This window comes from Campylobacter concisus (assembly GCF_015679985.1).
GTDB classification, from domain to species: domain Bacteria; phylum Campylobacterota; class Campylobacteria; order Campylobacterales; family Campylobacteraceae; genus Campylobacter_A; species Campylobacter_A concisus_AC.
In genome coordinates this window covers 330,809-352,099 of sequence record NZ_CP049239.1, presented here as the reverse complement: position 1 = coordinate 352,099, position 21,291 = coordinate 330,809, and the positions used below count along the sequence as shown (strand labels likewise).

18 protein-coding genes are annotated in these 21,291 nt (G+C 38.4%); 6 read left to right on the top strand and 12 right to left on the bottom strand.

Annotation, left to right across the window (positions count from 1 at the left end; translation table 11 throughout):
• Window positions 1-5 precede the first annotated feature (5 nt).
• Window positions 6-896 (bottom strand): DMT family transporter, encoded by an 891-nt coding sequence (locus G5B98_RS01785; RefSeq protein WP_196086999.1) that lies wholly within the window; start codon window positions 894-896, stop codon window positions 6-8.
• Window positions 897-1,048: 152 nt separating this feature from the next.
• On the opposite strand from G5B98_RS01785, the gene der reads away from it, so the two are divergent.
• From der to G5B98_RS01755, 6 genes are all read left to right on the top strand, one after another.
• Window positions 1,049-2,434 carry a ribosome biogenesis GTPase Der gene (gene der, locus G5B98_RS01780; RefSeq protein WP_196086998.1) on the top strand — a complete coding sequence of 462 codons (1,386 nt, stop codon included), beginning with the start codon at window positions 1,049-1,051 and terminating at the stop codon, window positions 2,432-2,434.
• On the top strand, window positions 2,418-2,939 hold the full coding sequence (locus G5B98_RS01775; RefSeq protein ID WP_196086997.1) for a shikimate kinase: 522 nt from the start codon (window positions 2,418-2,420) through the stop codon (window positions 2,937-2,939). Before der ends, G5B98_RS01775 begins: the two co-directional genes overlap by 17 nt.
• A gap of 403 nt (window positions 2,940-3,342) precedes the next feature.
• The gene (gene trpS, locus G5B98_RS01770; RefSeq protein WP_084041683.1) at window positions 3,343-4,305 is read left to right on the top strand and encodes a tryptophan--tRNA ligase; all 963 of its coding nucleotides are present in this window, start codon (window positions 3,343-3,345) and stop codon (window positions 4,303-4,305) included.
• A 13-nt stretch (window positions 4,306-4,318) separates the two neighbouring features.
• Window positions 4,319-4,759 (top strand): hypothetical protein, encoded by a 441-nt coding sequence (locus G5B98_RS01765; RefSeq protein WP_021090475.1) that lies wholly within the window; start codon window positions 4,319-4,321, stop codon window positions 4,757-4,759.
• Between the two features lie 9 nt (window positions 4,760-4,768).
• On the top strand, window positions 4,769-6,013 hold the full coding sequence (gene serS / locus G5B98_RS01760) for a serine--tRNA ligase (protein WP_196086996.1): 1,245 nt from the start codon (window positions 4,769-4,771) through the stop codon (window positions 6,011-6,013).
• Window positions 6,013-8,382, top strand: coding sequence for a tetratricopeptide repeat protein (locus tag G5B98_RS01755; protein ID WP_196086995.1), 2,370 nt, complete (start codon window positions 6,013-6,015; stop codon window positions 8,380-8,382). The genes serS and G5B98_RS01755 overlap by 1 nt, the downstream gene beginning before the upstream one ends.
• A gap of 33 nt (window positions 8,383-8,415) precedes the next feature.
• On the opposite strand, the gene G5B98_RS01750 is transcribed toward G5B98_RS01755, so the two are convergent.
• The 11 genes from G5B98_RS01750 to G5B98_RS01700 form a co-directional block, all read right to left on the bottom strand.
• Window positions 8,416-9,663, bottom strand: coding sequence for a DUF2920 family protein (locus tag G5B98_RS01750; RefSeq protein WP_196088177.1), 1,248 nt, complete (start codon window positions 9,661-9,663; stop codon window positions 8,416-8,418).
• A gap of 29 nt (window positions 9,664-9,692) precedes the next feature.
• On the bottom strand, window positions 9,693-10,271 hold the full coding sequence (locus G5B98_RS01745; protein WP_196086993.1) for a hypothetical protein: 579 nt from the start codon (window positions 10,269-10,271) through the stop codon (window positions 9,693-9,695).
• A gap of 8 nt (window positions 10,272-10,279) precedes the next feature.
• Entirely contained in the window at window positions 10,280-10,774 is a 495-nt protein-coding gene (locus G5B98_RS01740; protein ID WP_072593882.1) for a TlpA family protein disulfide reductase, read from the bottom strand.
• Window positions 10,764-11,453: an ABC transporter ATP-binding protein gene (locus tag G5B98_RS01735; RefSeq protein WP_021090626.1), complete on the bottom strand. Its 690-nt coding sequence runs from the start codon at window positions 11,451-11,453 to the stop codon at window positions 10,764-10,766. The genes G5B98_RS01740 and G5B98_RS01735 overlap by 11 nt, the downstream gene beginning before the upstream one ends.
• A 1-nt stretch (window position 11,454) precedes the next feature.
• The gene (locus tag G5B98_RS01730; RefSeq protein WP_084108994.1) at window positions 11,455-12,597 is read right to left on the bottom strand and encodes an ABC transporter permease; all 1,143 of its coding nucleotides are present in this window, start codon (window positions 12,595-12,597) and stop codon (window positions 11,455-11,457) included.
• Window positions 12,584-13,876: an ABC transporter permease gene (locus G5B98_RS01725; protein ID WP_196086992.1), complete on the bottom strand. Its 1,293-nt coding sequence runs from the start codon at window positions 13,874-13,876 to the stop codon at window positions 12,584-12,586. The genes G5B98_RS01730 and G5B98_RS01725 overlap by 14 nt, the downstream gene beginning before the upstream one ends.
• Window positions 13,873-15,252 (bottom strand): Fe-S-containing protein, encoded by a 1,380-nt coding sequence (locus G5B98_RS01720; RefSeq protein WP_196086991.1) that lies wholly within the window; start codon window positions 15,250-15,252, stop codon window positions 13,873-13,875. Before G5B98_RS01720 ends, G5B98_RS01725 begins: the two co-directional genes overlap by 4 nt.
• A 50-nt stretch (window positions 15,253-15,302) precedes the next feature.
• Complete coding sequence (locus G5B98_RS01715) at window positions 15,303-15,824, bottom strand: iron transporter (RefSeq protein WP_085657784.1); 522 nt, start codon at window positions 15,822-15,824, stop codon at window positions 15,303-15,305.
• Between the two features lie 20 nt (window positions 15,825-15,844).
• Entirely contained in the window at window positions 15,845-17,785 is a 1,941-nt protein-coding gene (locus G5B98_RS01710) for an FTR1 family iron permease (RefSeq protein WP_196086990.1), read from the bottom strand.
• A gap of 267 nt (window positions 17,786-18,052) precedes the next feature.
• Entirely contained in the window at window positions 18,053-18,613 is a 561-nt protein-coding gene (fdh3B, locus tag G5B98_RS01705) for a formate dehydrogenase FDH3 subunit beta (protein ID WP_021090689.1), read from the bottom strand.
• Between the two features lie 11 nt (window positions 18,614-18,624).
• Window positions 18,625-21,279: a formate dehydrogenase subunit alpha gene (locus tag G5B98_RS01700; RefSeq protein ID WP_232524624.1), complete on the bottom strand. Its 2,655-nt coding sequence runs from the start codon at window positions 21,277-21,279 to the stop codon at window positions 18,625-18,627.
• Window positions 21,280-21,291 lie beyond the last annotated feature (12 nt).

Genomic DNA, 21,291 nt, shown 5'->3' with positions numbered 1-21,291 from the left:
CTCCTTTATTTTTCTCTAACAACTAAAATTCCACTAACCACGACAAGTATGATGCCTACAAGTGCTAGGTGATTTGGTAACGCATCGCCCATAAAATAGCCAATAATAAGTGTGAAAATAACGTCTGCGTAGCTAACTGCAGCGATCACTCCAGCCTTTTTGCCAACCGCGAACGCCTTTGTCATGTACGACTGAAAAAAATATCCACTAAGTCCCATTAGCAAGATAAAAACAACGTTATACCAGCTTGGCATGCTAAATTTTGAAAACAAAAAATCAAGTGGCTCATAGGTGAAAAATTCTGCCAAACCCATACAAATAAGTGGCAAAAACGAGCCCCAAAGCATAAAACTTAGTACGATAACATTTGTGCCGTAACTCTTGTTTAGCTCCTTTACACTTGTGTATGCGATCGCCGCACCAAGGCCGCTCCAAACACCGATAATATCAGTCTTGCTTATGCCTAAATTTGGCTGGATAACAAGCAAAATTCCACCAAATCCCAAAAATACAGCAAACCAGCCAAGTGAGCTTAGACGCTCTTTGAAAATAAAGGCTGCGAGGATAGCCGTAAAGATTGGATTTGTCTTTTGAAATGTAAAAGCTGTGGCCAAATTTACATGAGCGACATTGTAAAAAAAAGCAAAAAGCGCGACCGTGCCCACAAAGCCACGAAACATTAGCAAAAAAAAGCGTCCACCAGCTTGTTTAAATGGAAATCTATAAATGGCATAAATAACGATAAAAAGGCCTATTAAATTTCTAAAAAATACAACTTCGATAGATGGCATATCTTTGCTAAGATACTTTGCAAATGCGCCAGTAACAGCAAACATAAAGCAAGCAAAAAGCATATAAAAAATGCCAAGATGCGAAATATAAAACCTTTTTAACATCACAAGACCTTTAAATTTAAAGTAGCCATTTTAATGAAAAGTGGCTTAAATTTTGGTTGATTTTTTCTTTTATTTTGGCACTTTTAAGGAAATTTTTATACTTTATATAAGTCAAAAATTTGTATAATCAGCCATCACAAAAAGGACAAAATTTGCAAAAAGTAATATTAGTAGGCAAGCCAAATGTCGGCAAAAGCTCACTTTTTAACCGCTTAGCTGGTCGTCGTATCGCTATAACAAGCGATGTTAGCGGCACGACAAGAGATACGAACAAAGCTAAGATCGAGGTTGAGGGTAAAGAGTGCATATTAATCGACAGTGGCGGCCTTGATGATAGTAGCGAGCTTTTTAAAAATGTAAAAGCAAAGACCTTGGCAGAGGCTAAAAACTCAGACGTCATCCTCTACATGGTCGATGGCAAAATGATGCCAGATGATGAAGATAGAGCCATTTTTTATGAGCTTAGCAAGCTAAATTTACCAACCGCTCTAGTCATCAACAAAATTGACAGCAAAAAAGACGAGCAAAGAGAGTGGGAATTTATAAGCTTTGGCGCAAAAAATAGCTTTGGAATTTCTGTAAGCCACAACACAGGCATAGATGAGCTTAGTATGTGGCTAGCAAAGCATATAGAAGATAAAGTACAGATAAAGGCCGATACGAGCGAAGATTTTGATGATTTTTTAGAAAACTATAACGACGAGGGCGAGCTAAGCGACGAGATAGACTATGAAAGCAAAAACATCAGAATTGGTATCATAGGCCGTGTAAATGTCGGCAAAAGCTCGCTTTTAAACGCTCTTGTAAAGGAGAGTCGCGCCGTCGTTAGCGACGTGGCAGGCACTACGATCGATCCGGTTAATGAAATTTACGAGCATGATGGCAGGGTTTTTGAGTTTGTAGATACTGCTGGCATCAGAAAGCGTGGCAAGATCGAGGGCATCGAGAGATACGCACTAAATAGAACTGAGAAAATTTTAGAAGAGACGGACGTAGCGCTACTCGTACTTGATAGCTCTGAGCCACTAACCGAGCTTGATGAGCGCATCGCTGGTATCGCCTCAAAATTTGAGCTCGGCGTCATAATAGTGCTAAACAAATGGGACAAAAGTAGCGAAGAATTTGACGAGCTTTGCAAAGAGATAAAGGATAGGTTTAAATTTTTAGCATACGCGCCGATCATCAGTGTTTCAGCACTTGGTGGCAAAAGAGTGCATAAAATTTACCCGCTCATAGTTGAAATTTATAAAAACTATACCCAAAAGATCCAAACTTCAAAGCTAAATGAAGTGATTAGCGAAGCGACCAAAGCACACCCTCTGCCACGAGATAAAGGTAGAATTGTAAAAATTTACTACGCAGTACAGTTTAAGACCGCACCTATCATGATAGCACTTATAATGAACCGTCCAAAATGCTTACACTTTAGCTACAAACGCTACCTAACGAACAAGCTTAGAGAGAGTTTTAACCTAACTGGCGTACCTATCGTGCTAATCCCTAAAAAACGTGGAGAGAGTGATGAAAACAAAGAATAATAATATCGTTTTGATAGGATTTATGGGCGTTGGCAAAGGCACGACTGCAAGGGCGCTTAGCAAGGCTTTAAAGACGATGAACCTTGACTGCGACGACTTACTGGAGAGCTCACAAAATATGAAGATAAAAGCTATCTTTGAAGAGTACGGAGAGGAGCATTTTAGGCAGCTTGAAAAGGATCTGGCTAAATTTCTAGCAACAAATGTCAAAAATGCAATCATCTCAACTGGCGGAGGCTTTGCGAAGGTTAAAAATTTAAAGAAAATTGGCACCGTGATCTATCTAAAAGCTAATTTTGATGCGATCATGCAAAGGCTAAAAAATAGCAAAAATAGCGAGAAAAAACTCGCCAAACGTCCGCTTTTAAGCGATCTAAAAAGAGCTGAGGCGTTACATCTGGAGCGAGAGGAGCTTTATGAGAAAAAGGCTGATTACATCGTCGAAGTCGAGGGTAAAACTCCAAAGCAGATCGTAAAAGAGATAAGGATGCTTTTAAAAATTTAGTTGTAAAGTAGCGTGATTGCTGCTTGCAACGATAAATTTTTAAGATCAGGCTAGATGGCTATCTGGCGTGGTGTTGAAATTTTGAGTCTTTGAGCTAAATTTAACGTTTTGTAGTTAGAAATTTTAGCGAAGTGTTTGAGGAAAATTTAAATATTGCGCTGTCAAATTTTAATCAAAGCTAGGCATTTAGCCTGCCAAGCTAAATTTTAAGATTAGATTAGATACAAAAACTCTAATATAACGTTAGAATTTAAAAAGCATTTTGGCGAAGTATCGCGAGATGATTTTGATAGTTGTGTAGAAATTTTAAGCCGAGGCTAGACACATAGTCTGCCGAAAGCTTAAAATTTCAAATCTCTATCAAAAGCGCTCACGAGAAAAAGCCAAAATTTGAAAGGATAAGATGAGAGTATTAACCGGCCTTCAACCCTCCGGCAAACTACACCTTGGCAACTATTTTGCCTCGATAAAACAGATGGTTGATATGCAAGAGCAAAATGAGATGTTTATGTTTATAGCAAACTACCATGCGATGACGAGCCTTAGTGAGGCCAAAGCCCTAAAGCAAAATACTTTTGAGGCTGCATGTGCGTTTTTGGCACTTGGAATCGATCCAAATAAAAGTATATTTTGGGTGCAAAGTGACGTTAAAGACGTGCTTGAGCTTTACTGGGTGCTAAGCCAGCACACGCCTATGGGGCTTCTTGAGCGCGCACACAGCTATAAAGACAAGGTCGCAAAAGGCCTTAGCTCGCACCACGGACTCTTTAGCTATCCGGTTTTAATGGCAGCTGACATTTTACTTTATAATGCGCAGGTCGTACCTGTAGGCAAGGACCAGATCCAGCATGTAGAAATCGCACGTGATATCGCGATAAAATTTAACAACGAGCATGGAGAAATTTTTACATTGCCTGAGGCAAAGATCGATGAAAATGTCGCCACCGTGCCCGGCACAAATGGCGAAAAGATGAGCAAAAGCTATGGCAATACAATCGACATCTTTGCCGATGCCAAAACGCTTAAAAAGCAAATTTCTAGCATCGTGACAGACGGCACGCCACTTGAAGAGCCAAAGCAGTGGCAAAACTGCAACGTATATAATATCGCCAAACTTTTCTTAGACGAGAGTGGGCAAAAAGAGCTTCAAGCTAGATATGAGCGTGGTGGCGAGGGTCATGGGCACTTTAAAGCTTATCTAAATGAGCTTATTTGGGACTATTTTAAAGATGCGAGAGAGAAATTTGAGCATTATCAAAATAACCCTGACGAAGTGTCTGGAATTTTAGAAATAGGAGCCAAAAAGGCAAGTAATGTTGCTCAAACAACAATAAAAAAAGTTCGTGAAGCAGTCGGAATTTATTAATAAAGGAAAAAATATGCAAAATTTATATCCATACGCACAGATAGTTCATCTTTTTTGTGCAATCATCTTTGTTGGTTACCTCTTTTTTGATGTAATCATTTTTAAGGCAGCTTGTAAAAAAATGCCACCTGAGCTTGCTCAAAAGGCAAAACAGGCTATCGGTTCAGTTGCTATTAAGATAATGCCACTTTGTATCTTGCTTTTGGTATTAACTGGAGGAATGATGATGAGCAACTGGGTCGGATCAAAGGCTGGTGGCTACTTTGAGACAAATTTACAAATCATTTTTATGATCAAATTTTTCTTAGCGATGTTAATTGTAGCCGCTGTTATAACAAATTTAAGCTGCAAATTTATATTTAAACGCCCTAGCCCACTTGGCAACATCCACCCATTTGCGCTAACAGCGGCAGTTTTTATCGTACTTTTTGCAAAAGTTATGTTTATGGTTTAAGGATACGGAATGATAAATTTAAAACTACTCGAGACAAATTACGATGAATTTGTAAAAAAACTTGAGGGCAAAAATGTAAAAGCTGGGCTACTTGACGAGCTTTTACAAACTTTTAACGAGCTAAAACAAAAGCGCAAAGCACTTGAAAATTTCCAAGCGATCCAAAACGCAAAGAGCAAAGAGCTTGGCATAAAGGCAAGAGCAGGTAAAGACGTAAGTGAGCTTAAAAATGAGCTAAATTTAAACAAAGCTGCACTTTCTGATGCTGATGAGATCGTTAAACAATATGAAGAAAAGCTTGAGCAAATTTCATTTAATGTGCCAAATATCACCGACGATGACGTGCCATTTGGCAAGGACGAGGACGATAATGTCTGCATAAAAACGGTGCTTGAGCCAACTAAATTTAGCTTTACACCAAAAGAACACTGGGAGTTAGGTGAGAGTCTTGGCTGGCTTGACTTTGAAAGAGGTACAAAGCTCTCAGGATCTCGCTTTACCGTGCTTCGCGGCATGGGAGCAAGGCTAAGTAGAGCGCTTGTTAATTACATGATCGACTTTAACAGCTCACGTGGCTTTGAGCTTGTAAATGTCCCTTATCTTGTAAGCTCAAACACACTTTTTGGCACCGGTCAGCTGCCTAAATTTGAAGAGGACCTTTACAAAGTGCGCGACGAGGATCTCTATCTCATCCCAACCAGCGAAGTACCTGTGACAAATTTATACAATGACACGATCATTGAAGCTAAGCAGCTGCCTATAAAAATGACTTGCTACTCAGCATGCTTCCGCCAAGAGGCAGGCTCAGCAGGACGTGACACGAGGGGAATGATCCGCCAGCACCAGTTTGAAAAGGTCGAGCTGGTAAGCATCACAAGACCTGATCAAAGCGAAGACGTGCTAAATGAGATGGTATCGTGCGCAAGCGATCTACTAACTAGCCTTGGACTTCCTCACCGCCATATGCTTCTTTGCAGTGGCGATCTTGGTTTTAGCGCGGCAAAGACGATAGACCTTGAGGTTTGGCTACCTGGTCAAGATAAATATAGAGAGATTAGTTCTATTTCCAATACTCGTGATTTTCAAGCAAGGCGTGCAAAAATTCGCTTTAAAGATGGCAAGAAAAATATGCTTGTAAATACGCTAAATGGCTCAAGTCTAGCTGTGGGTAGGACTCTTATTGCCATCATGGAAAACTACCAAAAAGCAGATGGCACTATCGAAATTCCAGAAGTTCTTAAAAGGTATATGTAGTGGCTGAAGAAGAGGTTGTAGTTCTAAAACCACCTGGCGAGCAAGCAGAGCAAGCGCCTGAAGAGGCAAAAGCCGAAGCACCTGAAGAGATCGTCTCGCTTGAGAGTATCGCAAGTGAAGGCGTGTTACAAGATGAGAACATCCCGGAGCCAATCCCTGTAAAAAAGAGCAATAAAAAGCTCTTTATAATAGCAGGCGTGGTCGCTCTAGTACTTATCATCTTGATAGTAGTTTTGCTAGTTATCTTGCTAAAGAAAGACAAAAAAGAGAACATAGATGCTGCAAGTATCGTAAAAAATATAGAAAACAACTACCAAACGCAAAATTTTGGCGCTTCAAAGATCGATGAAATGATAAATAAAGCCAATCAGCTCTACGAGCGTGGCAATAAATTTGAAGCTCTAAAAATTTATGAAAATATAGCTGTTTATAACCAGTCTCTCTCAAACTACAACCTCGGTGTTTCGCAGATGAAACAAGAAAGATGTGATGAGGCGATCGTATCTTTTAATAAAGCTATAACTGATAGAGAAAACACGGCGGTTAGTGCGATAAACGCTGCCGTTTGCTCACTCGAGCTAAATAACACTAAAAATTTTAACTACTATATAGGACTTGCTGACTCATTTTTGCAGTATGAAAACAACTCGCCACTTTATAGCTATTACTACGCGCTTATAAACTACTATAAAGGCAACTATTACGAGGCACTTCAAGCACTTTCTCATCCAAATACTGCAGATTATAAAAACGAATATGCATATTTAAGTGCAAAAATTTTATCACTTCTTGGAGATGATGAGAGAGCAATAGCTAAGCTTGAGAGCCAAAAGGCATTTAAGGCCGACTTCACGCTAGCACAGCTCTATGCAAGACTTGGCAAATACGATAAAGCAAGGGATTATCTAACAAAAGCTTCTAAAAACACGCCAAATATCGATCTTATCAAGATGACTGAGGCGCTAATTGATCTAAAAACTGCTGACTACGGCGATGCAGCGGCATTTATCAAAGATGTTTACGACTACAATGCTTCTTTACCAAGCAAAATTTACAAGATAAAAACGATACTAAAGCCTGATCTTTTTGATGTCAGCCTAGCTCAGGCACACTTTAGTGATGATATGTTTTTTGATAGAACAAGGCGCTATGAGACGCTTTTTTACTTCGCACCCTACAAGGTCTTTGACGCAAAACAGAGCATCGAGCAGATAAGAAAAGGCGGTGTTAGCGTCTTTTTAGATGATACTTCAGCAGCAAACGACTATCTTAGCCAAAGTGCAGCTGCTTCAAAAGTAAATGCAAAACTTAGTGAAGCTATTGCAAAAGCACTAAGCTACCGCTTAAAAGAAGCAAATAAAGAGTTTGAAGAGCTAGCCAGCACTTATCCAAATCACTCTATCTTACAATACAACCTCGCCCTAAACTACGCTCAGCTTGGAAATTTTAGCCTTGCAGCAAAGCACTTCATAGCAAGCTATCATCAAGATGTAAATAACCATCTTGCAGGCATTTTTGGGGCGATTTGTCTAGATATAAATAGAAATTTAAACCAAAAACTCATTGAAGAGATTGGCGAAAATTTAGAAAACGATAAGAGTTTAAAGCCTGTAAATTTATATGCCTCGCTTCTAAGCCTGGTTAACGGCAACCAAAGTGCGATGATAAGATGGCTTGAAGAGCCAAAAGAGCAGACAATGCTAAATTTAGCCTTTGATATCATCATCGCAAAAGTAACAAACAATGATGAGCTAATGGCAAAGAAAGCTGATGAACTACTAAAAATTTTGCCAAATGATATTATTGCAAATATCTTAAATTTCATTTCTAAAAACAAAGAGCAAAATGTCAAAGAGTATGCAAAAGCGATACAAATTCACTTTAATGGCAAGCAGCTTGATTCAAACGCTTTCTATCACGGCGCTGATATCATCAAAAAGCAATACATCAAGCTACTTCAAATTTCAGGCTTACTTACAAGAGAGCGTGATAAGTTAAGAGCCGAGCTAAAAAATGCTCCAAAGAATATAAATTTAATCCAAACTCTAGCCTATGTCGATATCTTTACAAACGACTTTGATGAGAGCTATAAACTTTATAATCAAGCAATCGATGAGTTTAAAGTAAATGACGCTAGCACATTATTTTTAGCATCTGTGGCTGCGACAGGAGCTGGAAAAGTATCAAACGCGATCGCACTTTTAGAGCTAACAAAACTAAATGATGCTAGTGCTATCGAAAATAGAATAGCTCTGGGTCTAATGTATCAGCAGATAGACAACATAAAAGCAGCTCTTATACAATACAGCAAAATAGGAAATGTTGAGTATGAAAGCGAATTTTACGACTTTGAGATAGATAATGACTGATAAAAACTAGGTCTTTATGAGCCTAGTTAAATACTAAGCAATATCTAAAATTTCAAGATTTATTTGATCTAAGACTTCACTAAATTTATAGATCGTATCGCCGCATTTATACTCAATACTCTTGCTGCTCTTCTTATTTTTTTGAGATAAAATTTTCTCCATCATACTGGGAAGCTCTTTTTGTAAAAGTAGTTTATAAGACATCCCCATTCCATGCGTTAGAGACTTTATAAATTTGCCATCAACCTCACTCTCATCTTTTATCATATGTAGTGTTGCGTTAAATTTAAGCTTCTTAAGAGCCTCGTAAAGCTCGATTTTATCCTTTGCTGGAGCTATTTCTTTATCGAAAATACAGTGATAGCTCACGTAAATTGGCTTTTTATAGCTGCTTTGAACATTTAAATGATCTAAATTTAGGATGTTTCTTATCTCTTCTCTTGCGTCAATAAAATAGTATGGTGATTTTTCATTAAGTGTCCAGTAGGTCTTATCAAAAAAATAAATATATAAATTTTGATACAAAGTGTCAGTGCCAAAACAAAAATAGTTAGTAAAATTTATCTCTTTACCAAAGCCGATAAGGCGCCATAAAAATATGGCATAAGAGCTATTATCTATCACAGCATCAACTAGCCATGGAGCGATCTTAGCACACATATGTGCCAGATATCCACCATGTGAGCTACCTACCATTATCACTGGCAGATGTTCAAATTTGGCATTATTTATATATTTTTTTGTATAAAGCACAGCATTTAGCACATCCATTGCTTGCATAACGCCAAAATTTTGATATTTATTTTTTGTTGGTACTATCGTAATGCTAGCATTTAGTCTAAAATCAGCCGGCAAAATACCTCTCTCTTTTCGAATAGTAATCTCTTTGCTAAGAAATTTAAGCAGCAAATCAACCTTCTCGTGGCAGTCGATACTTTTTAGATCAATTGGTAAATTTATACCTATACTTGATAGTTCTCTTGTTAAGATTTCGCGATCTATATCATCAAGTCCAAATTTCGCCCCAAGCTGTGGGCGGTTGCCTATGCAGTGATAATCCACACTAATACATGCAACATCATAAGTCTCTGCCATAGTCCGAATAAGATTAGCTCTATATCCAAGGTCAGAGTCTTCTCCAAGCCCAGGGATAATCACCAAAAGAGCTTTTGCATCCTTGGCATCGTCATAACAGGAATAAAAGGAGAGAGGAGAGCTTCTTTTTATACCAAGTTCAATATCATCACAAGATAAAATTTCATAGCTTTCATCAACTAGCATTTAAGTCCTTTTAAATTTACTAATTTCTCCTATTTTTGCGAGACATTATAAAAAAAGCTAACGATCTGTTTTGCTAGACGTTCTTTAAAAAACGGCCAGATGTAGCTTGGTGAATAGACATTGCCAACTTGCATAAGCGAGATATTTGTCGCCTTTTCGCCACCATTTTTTGGACGCACTAGCACGCTTACTTGCATGTGATAAATATAGCTATTCGTGCTAAAGTCATCATCATCGTAATAGCCAAATGGGAAAAACATCGAGTAGCCAAAGCCAAAGCTTGGTCTGCCAAAGCCATATCCCATGCCCATCGAAAATCTAGGATCTCTTTTTATTATCCTAGAAAAGCTTTGCACATCGCCAAGGATGATGAAGTCGGCATTTTTGATATTTGGCTCGTTTCTAAAGCCAGCCTTTGCAAACTCGCTTAAAATTTCAGCATTTACATCTTGCCCGGTCGCACTATTTTTAAAATTTACATAGACGCTTTTGTTTGATTCATTAAGCGTAAAAAAGATCGGATCGCTCGTTTTGACCGAGATATTTGGAGTGCTGTTAGCACATCCAACAAAAAATACCGCTAAGACAAATAAAAAGAAATTTTTCATATTCACTCCTACAAGAGCGATCTTATAGCACTTTCAAGTACGCTTTTTGGTGTAAGACCGATAAATTTTGATCGCATCTTACCATCTTTATCAAAAAAATAGATAACTGGCACGCCCATGACGCCACCAACTGCCTTGCTAAAGTAATCAACTGAAACCTTATCGCTCGTAGTTTTAAATGTAATGTTGTGCTCTTTTAAAAGCTCAATATCTTTATCAAAACCCTTGCTAGGCCCCAAAATTCCAATGAATTGAACCTCTTTACCATACTCTTTTTCAAGCGTATTTAGATCAGGTATAGCGGCCTTGCATACTCCGCAGTCAGTGCCAAAGAAAAATAGCATATATGGCTTATCGCCTATCTTTAGCCTCTTTTCTGTTGGAAAAAACTGCGTATCAATGCCACTTGAGTCATTTAGAGTGATGTGATGCTTCTCATACTGTTTGACGCAGCCCATAACTAGGGCTGAGACTAGACATAAAAATAAAATTTTATATCTCATTTGGCACCTTTGGATTTTCAATAGTGCGGATTTTTTCTAGCTTGCCATGTCTTAGATATACGATCTTATCGCCATACTCGCCAAGATCAGGGTTGTGAGTTACTAGAAGTATCGTCTTGCCCTCTTTTCTTAGCTTGCAAAATAGATCAAGTATAACTCTTTCATTTGCTTCATCAAGGTTACCAGTTGGCTCATCTGCTATTAAAATTTCAGGATCGTTTATGAGCGAGCGTGCGATACAAAGGCGTTGTTGCTCACCACCACTTAGCTGACTTGGTCTGTGCGTTAGCCTGTGAGAAAGACCAACTGCCTCAAGCGCTTTTTTAGCATCCTCTTCATCAACTGAGCTGTGATAGTACTGAGCGATCATCACATTTTCAAGTGCGCTAAGATATGGCACTAAGTGAAACTGCTGAAAAATAAGACCGATCTTCTCGCGTCTAAATTTAAGTGTATCATCAGCATTTAGATTGCTCGCGTCATCGCCACCAAGCATATAAGTACCACTACTTGGAGTATCCATTAGTGAAAGGATATTTACAAGTGTACTCTTACCACTACCACTTGGTCCCATTACACTGACCCACTCACCTTTTTTAACCTCAAAATTTATATCATCAAGTGCTTTAACATCGCCAAAAATTTTACAAATATTTTTTAATTCTAGTGCATTTTGCATATCATTCTCCTCTTAATGTATCTGCCATTTTATTATTAAGTGCCCGTTTGATCGGATAAAATGCTGCGATCGCTGCAAATAAAAGCGATATTATCACAGCTACTGGGATGCTTAAAATTCTAAAATCAATACTAGAATCAAATATCGCATAACCTAAAATTTGAGCTAGTAAATATCCTAAAAATGCACCAACTAATGCTGAGATGAGCGCTGTTACAAATGTCTCAAAGCCAAATAGCTTTAATACATCCTTTTTGCTTGCACCTATGGCTCTAAGAAGTGCGATCTCCTTTGAGCGAGAGAGCAAGATAGCACTAAGCGTTGTGTTTACGCACATTGAAGTAATGAGCAAAATAACAAGGCTAACAAGTGCCATTAATAGCTTTATTTTCTCCAAAATATAGCCCTCAGACTTTGAGACCTTTGCCACTGGTTTTGCAGCTATTTCTTCATTACTTATAGTCTTTGCGAGCGATGTTATCTCGTCAAAGTTACCAAGCACAACAGCTTCAGCATAGTTTATTTTGCCAGCTTTATTTGAAATTTTTTGAGCCAAAGATAGTGACGTGATCAAAAGCGCATCCTCTTTGTCGCCACTTGCGACTACGCCCTTTATCTTTACATTTATGCTCTCATTTGAGCCAATGGCGCGAATTTCTATATCATCGCCTGCCTTAAAGCCAGCCTGACGAGCAAGATCAACGCCTATTAGCACGTTTTTATCATCAAAATCGACATTTATCATCGTTCCATCTCTAACATCTAAAAATGGTTTAACTTTTTTTAGATTGCTAAATTTTGTTCCCATGACGATAGCATTTGTTGGACCGATATTTGCCTGAGCAAAGAGATAGCCGCTCTCACCAAGAAGCTTATCTTTTGGCACTTTAGCGATCATTTCATTGTAAGTTTTTTCACTCATATCATCGCTTGTAGCCATATCTTTTGGAGCAAAGATCATATTTGCGCCATAAGTTTTTAGCTCACGTGAGACCTTTGAGTCTATGTCAAGATAGACATTGACAAACGCAGCACACACGCATGCTCCAAGTAAGATAGAGATTACGATGACCATTACTCTTGATGAGCCGTTTTTTAAACTTTTATAAATTGTATTGTAAAAGAATTTGCTATTTGCGGTCATATAGCACCTCCGCAGGTAGTAAATTTATGACGTTTCTCATTGGCATTAGCGAGCCAACGACTGAGATAAGTAGGGCAAATGCCACGCTTATAGGTAGCACGATCCAAGCTATGCCTATGCCGTGAGAGAATATGATGTAAGACATCACGTAGCTTAGCGCATATCCTAAAAATGCTCCTGTGATGCCAGCAAAAAAGGCAACCACAAGGCTTTCGCTAGCAAAAAGGGCGTAAATTTCAAAGTTACTTGCGCCTATGGCTTTTAAAAGACCGATCTCTTTTTTGCGGCGGTAAATTTCACTTGTCATTAGCGATGTTATACCAATGGCTGAAACCACAAGAGCGATGATGCTAACGATGCCCATTAGGCTTTGGATTTTCTTTACGATATTACTCTCCGCATCACTTACTTGAAGGCTTGCCTTTGCGCTAACATTTGGTAAATTTTCTTCTATCTGAAATGCGATCGATCCTGCGTAAGCTGAGCAGTACCATTTGTCGTACTCTGCACTATCAAGGTTGTCTAAATTTCTTCTTGCTTTTAGCGATAGGTCATTTTCTGGGATTGTCATAGCTGAGACTTCAGCCTTTGTGTATGAGTTTGCATGCCCAGAAAGATCTCCAGCAAGCTTTAGCGAGCCAACTAGCTTATGTGTCTCGTCACTAGCTCCTTTTAAAATTCCAACTATTTTAACCTCTCTTACGCCATTTTTGCCAGTAAGGCTAAGCTTGTCGCCAACCTTTAAATTTTTAGCCTTAGCAAGTTCTTCGCCAACTAAAATTTCATCTATGCTTTCATCTTTTGGCCAAGCGCCCTCAACACCCCAAAATCCATACAAGCTCTTAACGCCTGTGCTAAATTCTGGCTCATCTTTTAGACCGATGTTTTTATCAAAATAGGTTCCTTCAAAGGCAAATTCAATTCCTTTTTCATCTTTAACTTTTGCCTCTAAAAACGGCGCAAAAGCAACGATATTGTTTCGCCAAAAGATCTCTTTTATCTTGTAGATATCAGCTTCTGGGAGTAAATTTTGTGATTTTAGTGGGGTGAAATTTTTACCCTCGATCTCGATACTTAGGCTCTCACCTCGTGGCAAAACAACGATATTTGAGCCATATCCTCTAAGCTCGGTTGCTACTTGATCGCCGATTTTTAGCGTGATATTTAGCATGCAAGCTATCAAAAGAGCAGCTAGTAGTATGGTGATAAAGGCCATCGTCTTTTGCACCTTTGAGCCCGTGATCGAGCTTTTTATCATTCTTAGTTGCATATTTTTCATTTTAACGTTCCATTTGTTTCTACATATTTTTCTGGATTTGCTTCAAATTTCGCTTGAGTTTCGTTATTTTCAAAGAAATATGTGCGTCCATAATATAAATATGATCTTGACTCAAGATTGCTCACCTTTTTGCGACTAACTGGGTCAAGCACCATCTTTTCGACGACCTTGCTAAAGTAGTTTGCCCCTGCGACGATCGTTTTATAATCAACTATGATATTTTTACCATCGAAGGTAAATGCCATAGGGATAGGGTTACAACCACCCTCTTTGCCAACTGATGGCAAGAAAATTCTAACATTACAAGAGATACAAATAAGGTCATTGCCTCTCTTTATATAGCCCATATCGCCGCAAATCATACAAGAATCAAAGACGATAACAGGCGATACACGGTCGCTAAAGCGGTTTAGTAAAAAAAACCTTATCTGCTTGCCCTCATCTGTTATATAAGCAAATCTGTGAAGTTCATTATCTTTTAGCATATCAACATCAAATATAAATTTATCTCCCACTGGCTCAACCAAGACTGGCTCTGAAATTTCAGGTGGACGAGATGCGTAAAGATCATAATAGAGCGAAAATCCAAGTGCTATCAAAATACTACAAAATGCAAATTTTGCATTATCAGAAATATTTTCTCTAATGGCTTTTGTAAAGCGGTATTTGATAGAACCAAATTTATTTTTATCAATGCTTTTTGGCATAAAGAAAAGTGCAGTGATGCATAAAAGTAAGATCACAAAGATATAAAAATAAGTACCAAATTCTGATACGTAAATACCTTTTGCACTGATAGATAGAATTTGAGAGTTTAACTCACTACTTATTTTTAAAGCCCCAGCACGCAAAAGCTCAAGTGCTGTCTGAGAGCTCCTATCGATTAGCAAGAAAACTAAAGTGATAAGGGCTAAAATTTTAGCTATTAATGGAGAAATGCTAGATTTTAAATTCGAAATAAAAAAGAATAAAAATACGAGCAAAATCATTGCAAATATCATTAGAAAGAAGCTAATGACCGAAAGCGTATCTAGTAGCTCACCACCAAATAGTGGAAATAACACACTGCTTGAACTATAGCCAAAGCCAAAGCCGATGCCTAAAATAAAAAATGTTACAATTTTTGCTATCTTAAGCTCAAGAAATATCCATAAAATGCTAATTAGTAGAAAAACTAGCGTCACTGAATCTATGAACATTTTAAACTGGTCATCAACAAGTGCATGACGAGCAGCTTTAAAGATAAGCACACCAGCAACAACGCCAAGAAATGATGGTAGAAAGATCGTTTTTAAACTTTTGCCATTATTATTTAAGGCAGCAAAAAGCGTAAATCCAAGGAGGGCTAAAAAGACCTGATAGAAATAAATTGACATAACTAAACCCTGTGAGAATTTTTTAAAAGGGGCGAGAACGCCCCTGGTGATTATTTAACAGGACCACCTGTCCATTGAAATTTATAAGTTGTTGTGAAAGGCTCAAACCATTTACCAACACCAGTCTCTTTGTCAGCATGGCGACCAAAGCCTTGTTTTTCTGGATTGTCGATGTGGAATTTAAGCTCATAGTTACCAACACCTGTATCCATTTTTATGTTAGCACCGTAGTGTGGGCCATCGCTTGCAACCATAGGCATAAATGTACCTTTTTTAGTTTTACCATTATCAAGATTTTTTAGCTCATAGTTGATTTTTAGATATGGGATCCACTCGCCTTCGCCAAAGCCGTTTTTATTGCCTTTTACAGCGTGGATATCAGCTTCTAAGTGAAGGTCAGCTAGACTTGGAGCTAGATCAACGCCTTTTGGCTCCATGTCAATTGGCTCTAGATAAACAGCAGCTATCTCCATTCCATTAGCCTCTACAGGCTCGCCGATTGGGTGCTCTCCAGCAAGTGCAAAACCAGCTGCTAGGCTAAGTGCTAGAGCTGAACTAAGAATTTTATTCATATTCTCTCCTTTAAATAAGATTAATTTTTATTTTGTTTTGATTTCATGATAACAATGCCAATAACAAGGGCAAGCACCATAATGATTTGAGGCACTAAGCTCTCATAATATGGCTGAAGTCCTAGCCAGTCTCTCATCCAGTCAGGGAAGCTAAGTCCATTTATGATAGTTGGGATGAAAATTTTACCCTCAACTAGTTCGCCAACGCCCTTGCCAACAAAGACGATCGACATATAAAAGATAATAGCTGACGTAAATATAAAAAATGGTTTAATAGGAATTTTAACAGCAAAAATTTTAAATAAGAAATAGACTATTAAAAGAACGACAAGTCCTATCACAAAGCCAGCTGCGATCATTGAGTAACCAGCTGAATCTTTAGCTCCAAAAATAAGTGCCTGATAAAATAGTACAGTTTCAGCACCCTCTCTAAATACTGCTAAAAATACAGTCCACCAAAGCGCTGTAGTTGAGCCACTTGAGATAGAGTCAGAGACGTGTGATTTGATATAGTCATTCCATTTTTTAGCACCTGCATTTGAAAGAAGCCAGAAACCAACATAAAATAGAAGTCCCACTGCAACAAGCATCGTGATGCCTTCCATAAGCTCTCTTTTTTGACCTGCAGCCTCGCCAAAAATGACATTCATTAGCCACGCCATGACAAAGCTTAAGATAACAGCCACGCCAACTGAGCTATAAACAACTTTGCCCATTGCTTTAGCATTACCAGTTTTTACAAGATATGCAACAACAGCAGCAACGATGATAAGTGCCTCAAAGCCCTCTCTTAAAATAATAGTCAAAGCCCAAACGAATAAAGACCAAGGTGAGCTTGAACTGCTAGTTTTCTCAAGTGCAGTTGCTAGCTGAGACGACATCTTGCTTGCACTTTCTTGAAGAGTTTTTTCATCTGCGCCTGACTTCATAAGGGCTACAAGATTGCCAAATGTAGCTTCAATAGCTGTTTTTAAATTTACATCTATTGCGCCTACTTTATTCTCCATGCCGCTGCCTTCAAACTCATCAAAGTAGATATCTTGGATATCACCCATGGCTTTTTTTGCATCACCATTTTTATAAAGTGTGATAGCAGCTTGAATTTTATCGTTTATATTTTGAACGACTTTGGTATAATCTGCACCACTATCTTCTTCAGAAGCTGCTTCTACATCGCTCATATCAACTTTTGCAAGTTTTGCAGTATCAGCTGGGAGTTTTGAGATTGCCTCATATGCTAGCTTTTTGATCTCATCTAGCTTAGTTTTAAAGTCATCTTTGCTTATGCCATTTGTAATGCCGTTGATCGCCTCACCCATCTTTCTTTGGATATCAGCATCTATGCTTTTACCATTTTCTATATACTGACGAATAGCGATTTCAAGTTGAGTGTTTCTGTAGTCTGTAAATTTAGCATCTTGGATAGCACTTTTGGCGTCATCTTGCTTATCACTCTCATAGCTTGCTATTGCTTTATCTATATCGGCTGATAAATTTTCAAATGCCACTTTCCACTCAGGGATAAATTTAGAAGTGTCATAGCCACTTGTAGCAGCTTGTGCTGGAGTATCTGAGTACTCACCAACAAGCTTATGTCCATTTAAAATAACTGGCAAAACTTCAGCAATTTCGCTATTTATCTGGTCTATTCTTTTTTGCACGTCATCTGGTGCTTCGCCAGCTTTTATCGCTTTTCTGATCTCGCCAAATTGCTTCTCCATAGAGTAAGCTTTTTTCTGACCTAAATTTATTCTGATGCCAGCTTCGACATCTTCAAACAAACCAAAATAAGCATTTTGAGTATCGCTGACTGCTTGTTCAACATTGCCTGCTCTATACTCTGTTATTACTTTTTGTAATGACTCTTTTATCTGAGCTGCGACTTGTGTGTAGTCGTCATTTTTTGCTATAAGCCAAATAGGCAACAACATAATTAGCATAAATTTTAAGAATTTATTCATTAAATAAACCACCTGTGAGATTTTTTGAAACGAATATTATCAAGGTTTTACTTTGATTAAAATAAAAACGATTATCATAAAATAGAGCAAATTGAGATAATAAAGAGAAATTTGTCCTCAAATAGCCAATTTTAAATGATCTTAGAAATTTTCTAATGTAAATTTAAAATTTATCTTTTGAATATAAAAATAGTAGTTTTATAAAAAATGAAAAGGCTTTAAGTTTAAAATTTAGAATTTAAAGGAGAGCAAATGCTCTCCTTCTTGTTAGGCATTTAGCCCAGTATTTCTTAGCATAACGCGTTTGCGATATACATTTGATACTTCAGCTGCATCTCCAACTAAAAGTGCATTTGTAGCACAAACAGCCGCACACATAGGCACTTTTCCTTCAGCCATTCTATTTTGGCCGTAAAGCTCTCTCTCCTCGTGTGAGTTTGTTGGCTCTGGACCGCCTGCGCACATTGTACATTTATCCATAACGCCTTTTACGCCAAATGCACCATCTTTAGGGAACTGTGGAGCACCAAATGGACAAGCATATAAGCAGTAACCACAGCCTATGCATATATTTTTATCGTGAAGCACGATGCCATCAGCTCTAATGTAGAAACAATCAACTGGGCAAACTTGCTCACAAGGTGCATCAGTACAGTGTTGGCATGCAATGGTAGTTGAAACCTCTTTACCTTCGATACCATCGTGAAGTGTAATGACCTTTCTTCTATAAATTCCTACTGGAAGTTCATGAGCAGAAGAGCAAGCAACTTGGCAACCATAACAACTAATACATCTATCAGTATCTACGAAAAATTTCATTCTTGCCATTTTATTCCTCCTTACTCTTTACCCATGGCGTCTCTCTCGCCATATTCATGGAAAAACGATGTTTTAAATGTATTTTCCTCAGCTTTTTCTATGCGGCAAAGACCCGCGTTAAACTCTGAAATTTGAGTAACTGGGTCAAATCCGTAGTTAGTAACTGTGTTAAAGCTCTCGCCGATAACATAAGGCTTGGTGCCCTCTGGATAGCGAGCTGAAAGATCAACGCCTTGCATAATACCAGCGAAGTTATATGGCATACAAATTCTATCTGGAGTTACCATCTGGCTGTGATAGCATCTTACTTTGATCTTTGTACCTTGTGGGCTGTGGATCCACATCATATCGCGGTCTTTTATGCCGTATTTTAAAGCTAGCTCTGGATTAACATTAGCAAACATCTCTGGCGTAATAGCTGATAGATATTTACTAGTTCTTTCGATCATTCCTGCACCACTTAAGTTTACGACACGTTGCGTGCTAAACACGATTGGAAATTCTTTTGACCAATCTTTTGCTTGTTGCTCTGACTTAAACTTAGTAGAAACACGGAAATTTCTAGCTTGATCTTCAAATGTCGGATACTTTTGAACAAGATCCCAGCGTGGTGAGTGAACAGGCTCTCTATGTTTTGGAATAGGATCAAGGAATTCCCAAACGATAGCTCTTGCCCTTGCATTACCATAAGGCACAACACCTTTTTCACGGCATTTTTCAAAGATAATACCACTATAATCCATGCTCCAGCTTGGTCCCATCTTAGCTTTCTCTTCTTCAGTTAGAGTTATACCTAAGACTTTTTCTATATTCTCTTTTGTGATTTGTGGATAGCCACCTTTTATAGCTGAGCCAACAAGTGTTGTCTCTTCGCTAGCTAGCTGACTAACGCCATTATGTTCGAGTCCAAAGCGATTTCTAAAGCCAGAGCCACCCTCTGCATAAGGTTTGCTCATATCATATAGTATTGGTGTTCCAGGGTGTTTTTCATCCCATGCTGGCCATGGTTTACCGTAGTATTCGCCTTTGACTTCACCGCCAATACCTATTAGCGTATCTGGGTCAAATTTATCCCAGTTTGCTTGATGACGTCTAAACATCTCAGCTGTTCTACCACCATAACCTATAGAATTTCCAATTCTTGCTATCTCATTTGTCGCATCATCAGGCCATACAAAATCATCTTTTACTTGTTTTATTTCATGATCTACGATACCCATTTTCATGCCTCTTACGTATTCATCGTAAAAGCCAAATTTCTTAGCAAATAAGAACATTACTTCGTGATCGCCCTTGCTCTCATAAAGTGGATCAACAACTTTTGTTCTCCATTGTCCTGAGCGGTTTGTAGCACTTAGGTGACCTTCATTTTCGAATGCAGTTGCTACTGGCAAGATATAAACGCCATCTTTTCTGTCTGAAAGGATAGAAATTTCATTTACAAATGGCTCAGCTACAACGATCATATCTAGTTTTGAAGCTGCTTCTTGAATTTTAGCTAGGTGCGCCATAGACGTTAGACCAGTTCCTTGAACCCAAAGAACTCTCAATGCACCACTACTAAATGTGTTCTCCTCTTTCAAGACGCCTTGCCACCATTTTGAAAGTGACCAGCCTTTTTCGTTTCTCCAGTTTCTATCTTCTGGATGTTTAGGATCGTGGTAATAATACTCTTCAAAGACTGTGTTTTTAACAGGAGTGCCGCCTTGTTTTGGCTCTTTTGTTGAGACCGCAAAGCGTTTAATAAATTCATCATAATCAACGCCCCAGCCTTTGCAGTAATATTTCCATGCTGCATCAGTTAAGCCATAATACATTGGCAAGCTATCTGAAAGGTTACACATATCAGTTGAGCCTTGAACATTGTCGTGACCACGAATGATATTACAGCCGCCACCTGCTTTACCCATATTTCCTAGAATTAGTTGAAGGATAGGTAAAATTCTTGTATTTGATGTACCAACTGAGTGTTGAGTGATGCCAAGTGCCCAAACAACAGTACCCGGTTTTGTATGAGCTAGGATATCTGCAGCTTTTAGTAGCTTATCAACTGGTACTCCAGTAACATCAGATGTAACCTCTGGTGTCCAGTGCTCAGCCTCTTTTCTTATCTCATCAATACCGTAAGTTCTATTTTCTATAAATTCTTTATCTTCCCAGCCATTTTTGAGAATAATGTGAATAAGACCATAAACAAGTGCAATATCAGTTCCTGATCTTTGTCTCAAATAAAGATCAGCATGTGCAGCCGTCTTTGTAAAATTTGGATCAGCTACAATTACTTTTGCATTGTTTCTATCTTTTGCTTGTAAAGTGTGCTTCATGCCACCAACTGGGTTTGCCACAGCTGGGTTTGCTCCAATGATAAATATACATTTTGAGTTTGCAGCCATATCTCCAAAGTGGTTTGTCATCGCGCCATAACCCCAAGTATTCGCCACACCGGCGACTGTTGCGCTATGTCAAATTCTTGCTACGTGATCGTTACTGTTTGTACCCCAAAATGCACAAAATTTTCTAAAGTAATATGCTTGCTCATTGTTAAATTTCGCAGATCCTAAGAAAACAACACTATCAGGACCATCTTCTTTGCGGATCTGAAGCATCTTATCGCCGATCTCATTTACAGCTTGATCCCATGAAATTCTTTGCCATTTACCATCAACTTTTTTCATAGGATATTTGAT

Excerpts from the sequence above, each read along its gene's own strand:
- G5B98_RS01725 (WP_196086992.1), bottom strand. The coding sequence starts at position 13,876 with ATGAAAAATATGCAACTAAGAATGATAAAAAGCTCGATCACGGGCTCA.
- G5B98_RS01765 (WP_021090475.1), top strand. The coding sequence starts at position 4,319 with ATGCAAAATTTATATCCATACGCACAGATAGTTCATCTTTTTTGTGCA.
- G5B98_RS01745 (WP_196086993.1), bottom strand. The coding sequence starts at position 10,271 with ATGAAAAATTTCTTTTTATTTGTCTTAGCGGTATTTTTTGTTGGATGT.
- fdh3B (WP_021090689.1), bottom strand. The coding sequence starts at position 18,613 with ATGGCAAGAATGAAATTTTTCGTAGATACTGATAGATGTATTAGTTGT.
- G5B98_RS01775 (WP_196086997.1), top strand. The coding sequence starts at position 2,418 with ATGAAAACAAAGAATAATAATATCGTTTTGATAGGATTTATGGGCGTT.
- G5B98_RS01720 (WP_196086991.1), bottom strand. The coding sequence starts at position 15,252 with ATGTCAATTTATTTCTATCAGGTCTTTTTAGCCCTCCTTGGATTTACG.
- trpS (WP_084041683.1), top strand. The coding sequence starts at position 3,343 with ATGAGAGTATTAACCGGCCTTCAACCCTCCGGCAAACTACACCTTGGC.
- G5B98_RS01750 (WP_196088177.1), bottom strand. The coding sequence starts at position 9,663 with ATGCTAGTTGATGAAAGCTATGAAATTTTATCTTGTGATGATATTGAA.
- G5B98_RS01735 (WP_021090626.1), bottom strand. The coding sequence starts at position 11,453 with ATGCAAAATGCACTAGAATTAAAAAATATTTGTAAAATTTTTGGCGAT.
- G5B98_RS01740 (WP_072593882.1), bottom strand. The coding sequence starts at position 10,774 with ATGAGATATAAAATTTTATTTTTATGTCTAGTCTCAGCCCTAGTTATG.
- G5B98_RS01730 (WP_084108994.1), bottom strand. The coding sequence starts at position 12,597 with ATGACCGCAAATAGCAAATTCTTTTACAATACAATTTATAAAAGTTTA.
- G5B98_RS01785 (WP_196086999.1), bottom strand. The coding sequence starts at position 896 with ATGTTAAAAAGGTTTTATATTTCGCATCTTGGCATTTTTTATATGCTT.
- G5B98_RS01710 (WP_196086990.1), bottom strand. The coding sequence starts at position 17,785 with ATGAATAAATTCTTAAAATTTATGCTAATTATGTTGTTGCCTATTTGG.
- serS (WP_196086996.1), top strand. The coding sequence starts at position 4,769 with ATGATAAATTTAAAACTACTCGAGACAAATTACGATGAATTTGTAAAA.
- G5B98_RS01715 (WP_085657784.1), bottom strand. The coding sequence starts at position 15,824 with ATGAATAAAATTCTTAGTTCAGCTCTAGCACTTAGCCTAGCAGCTGGT.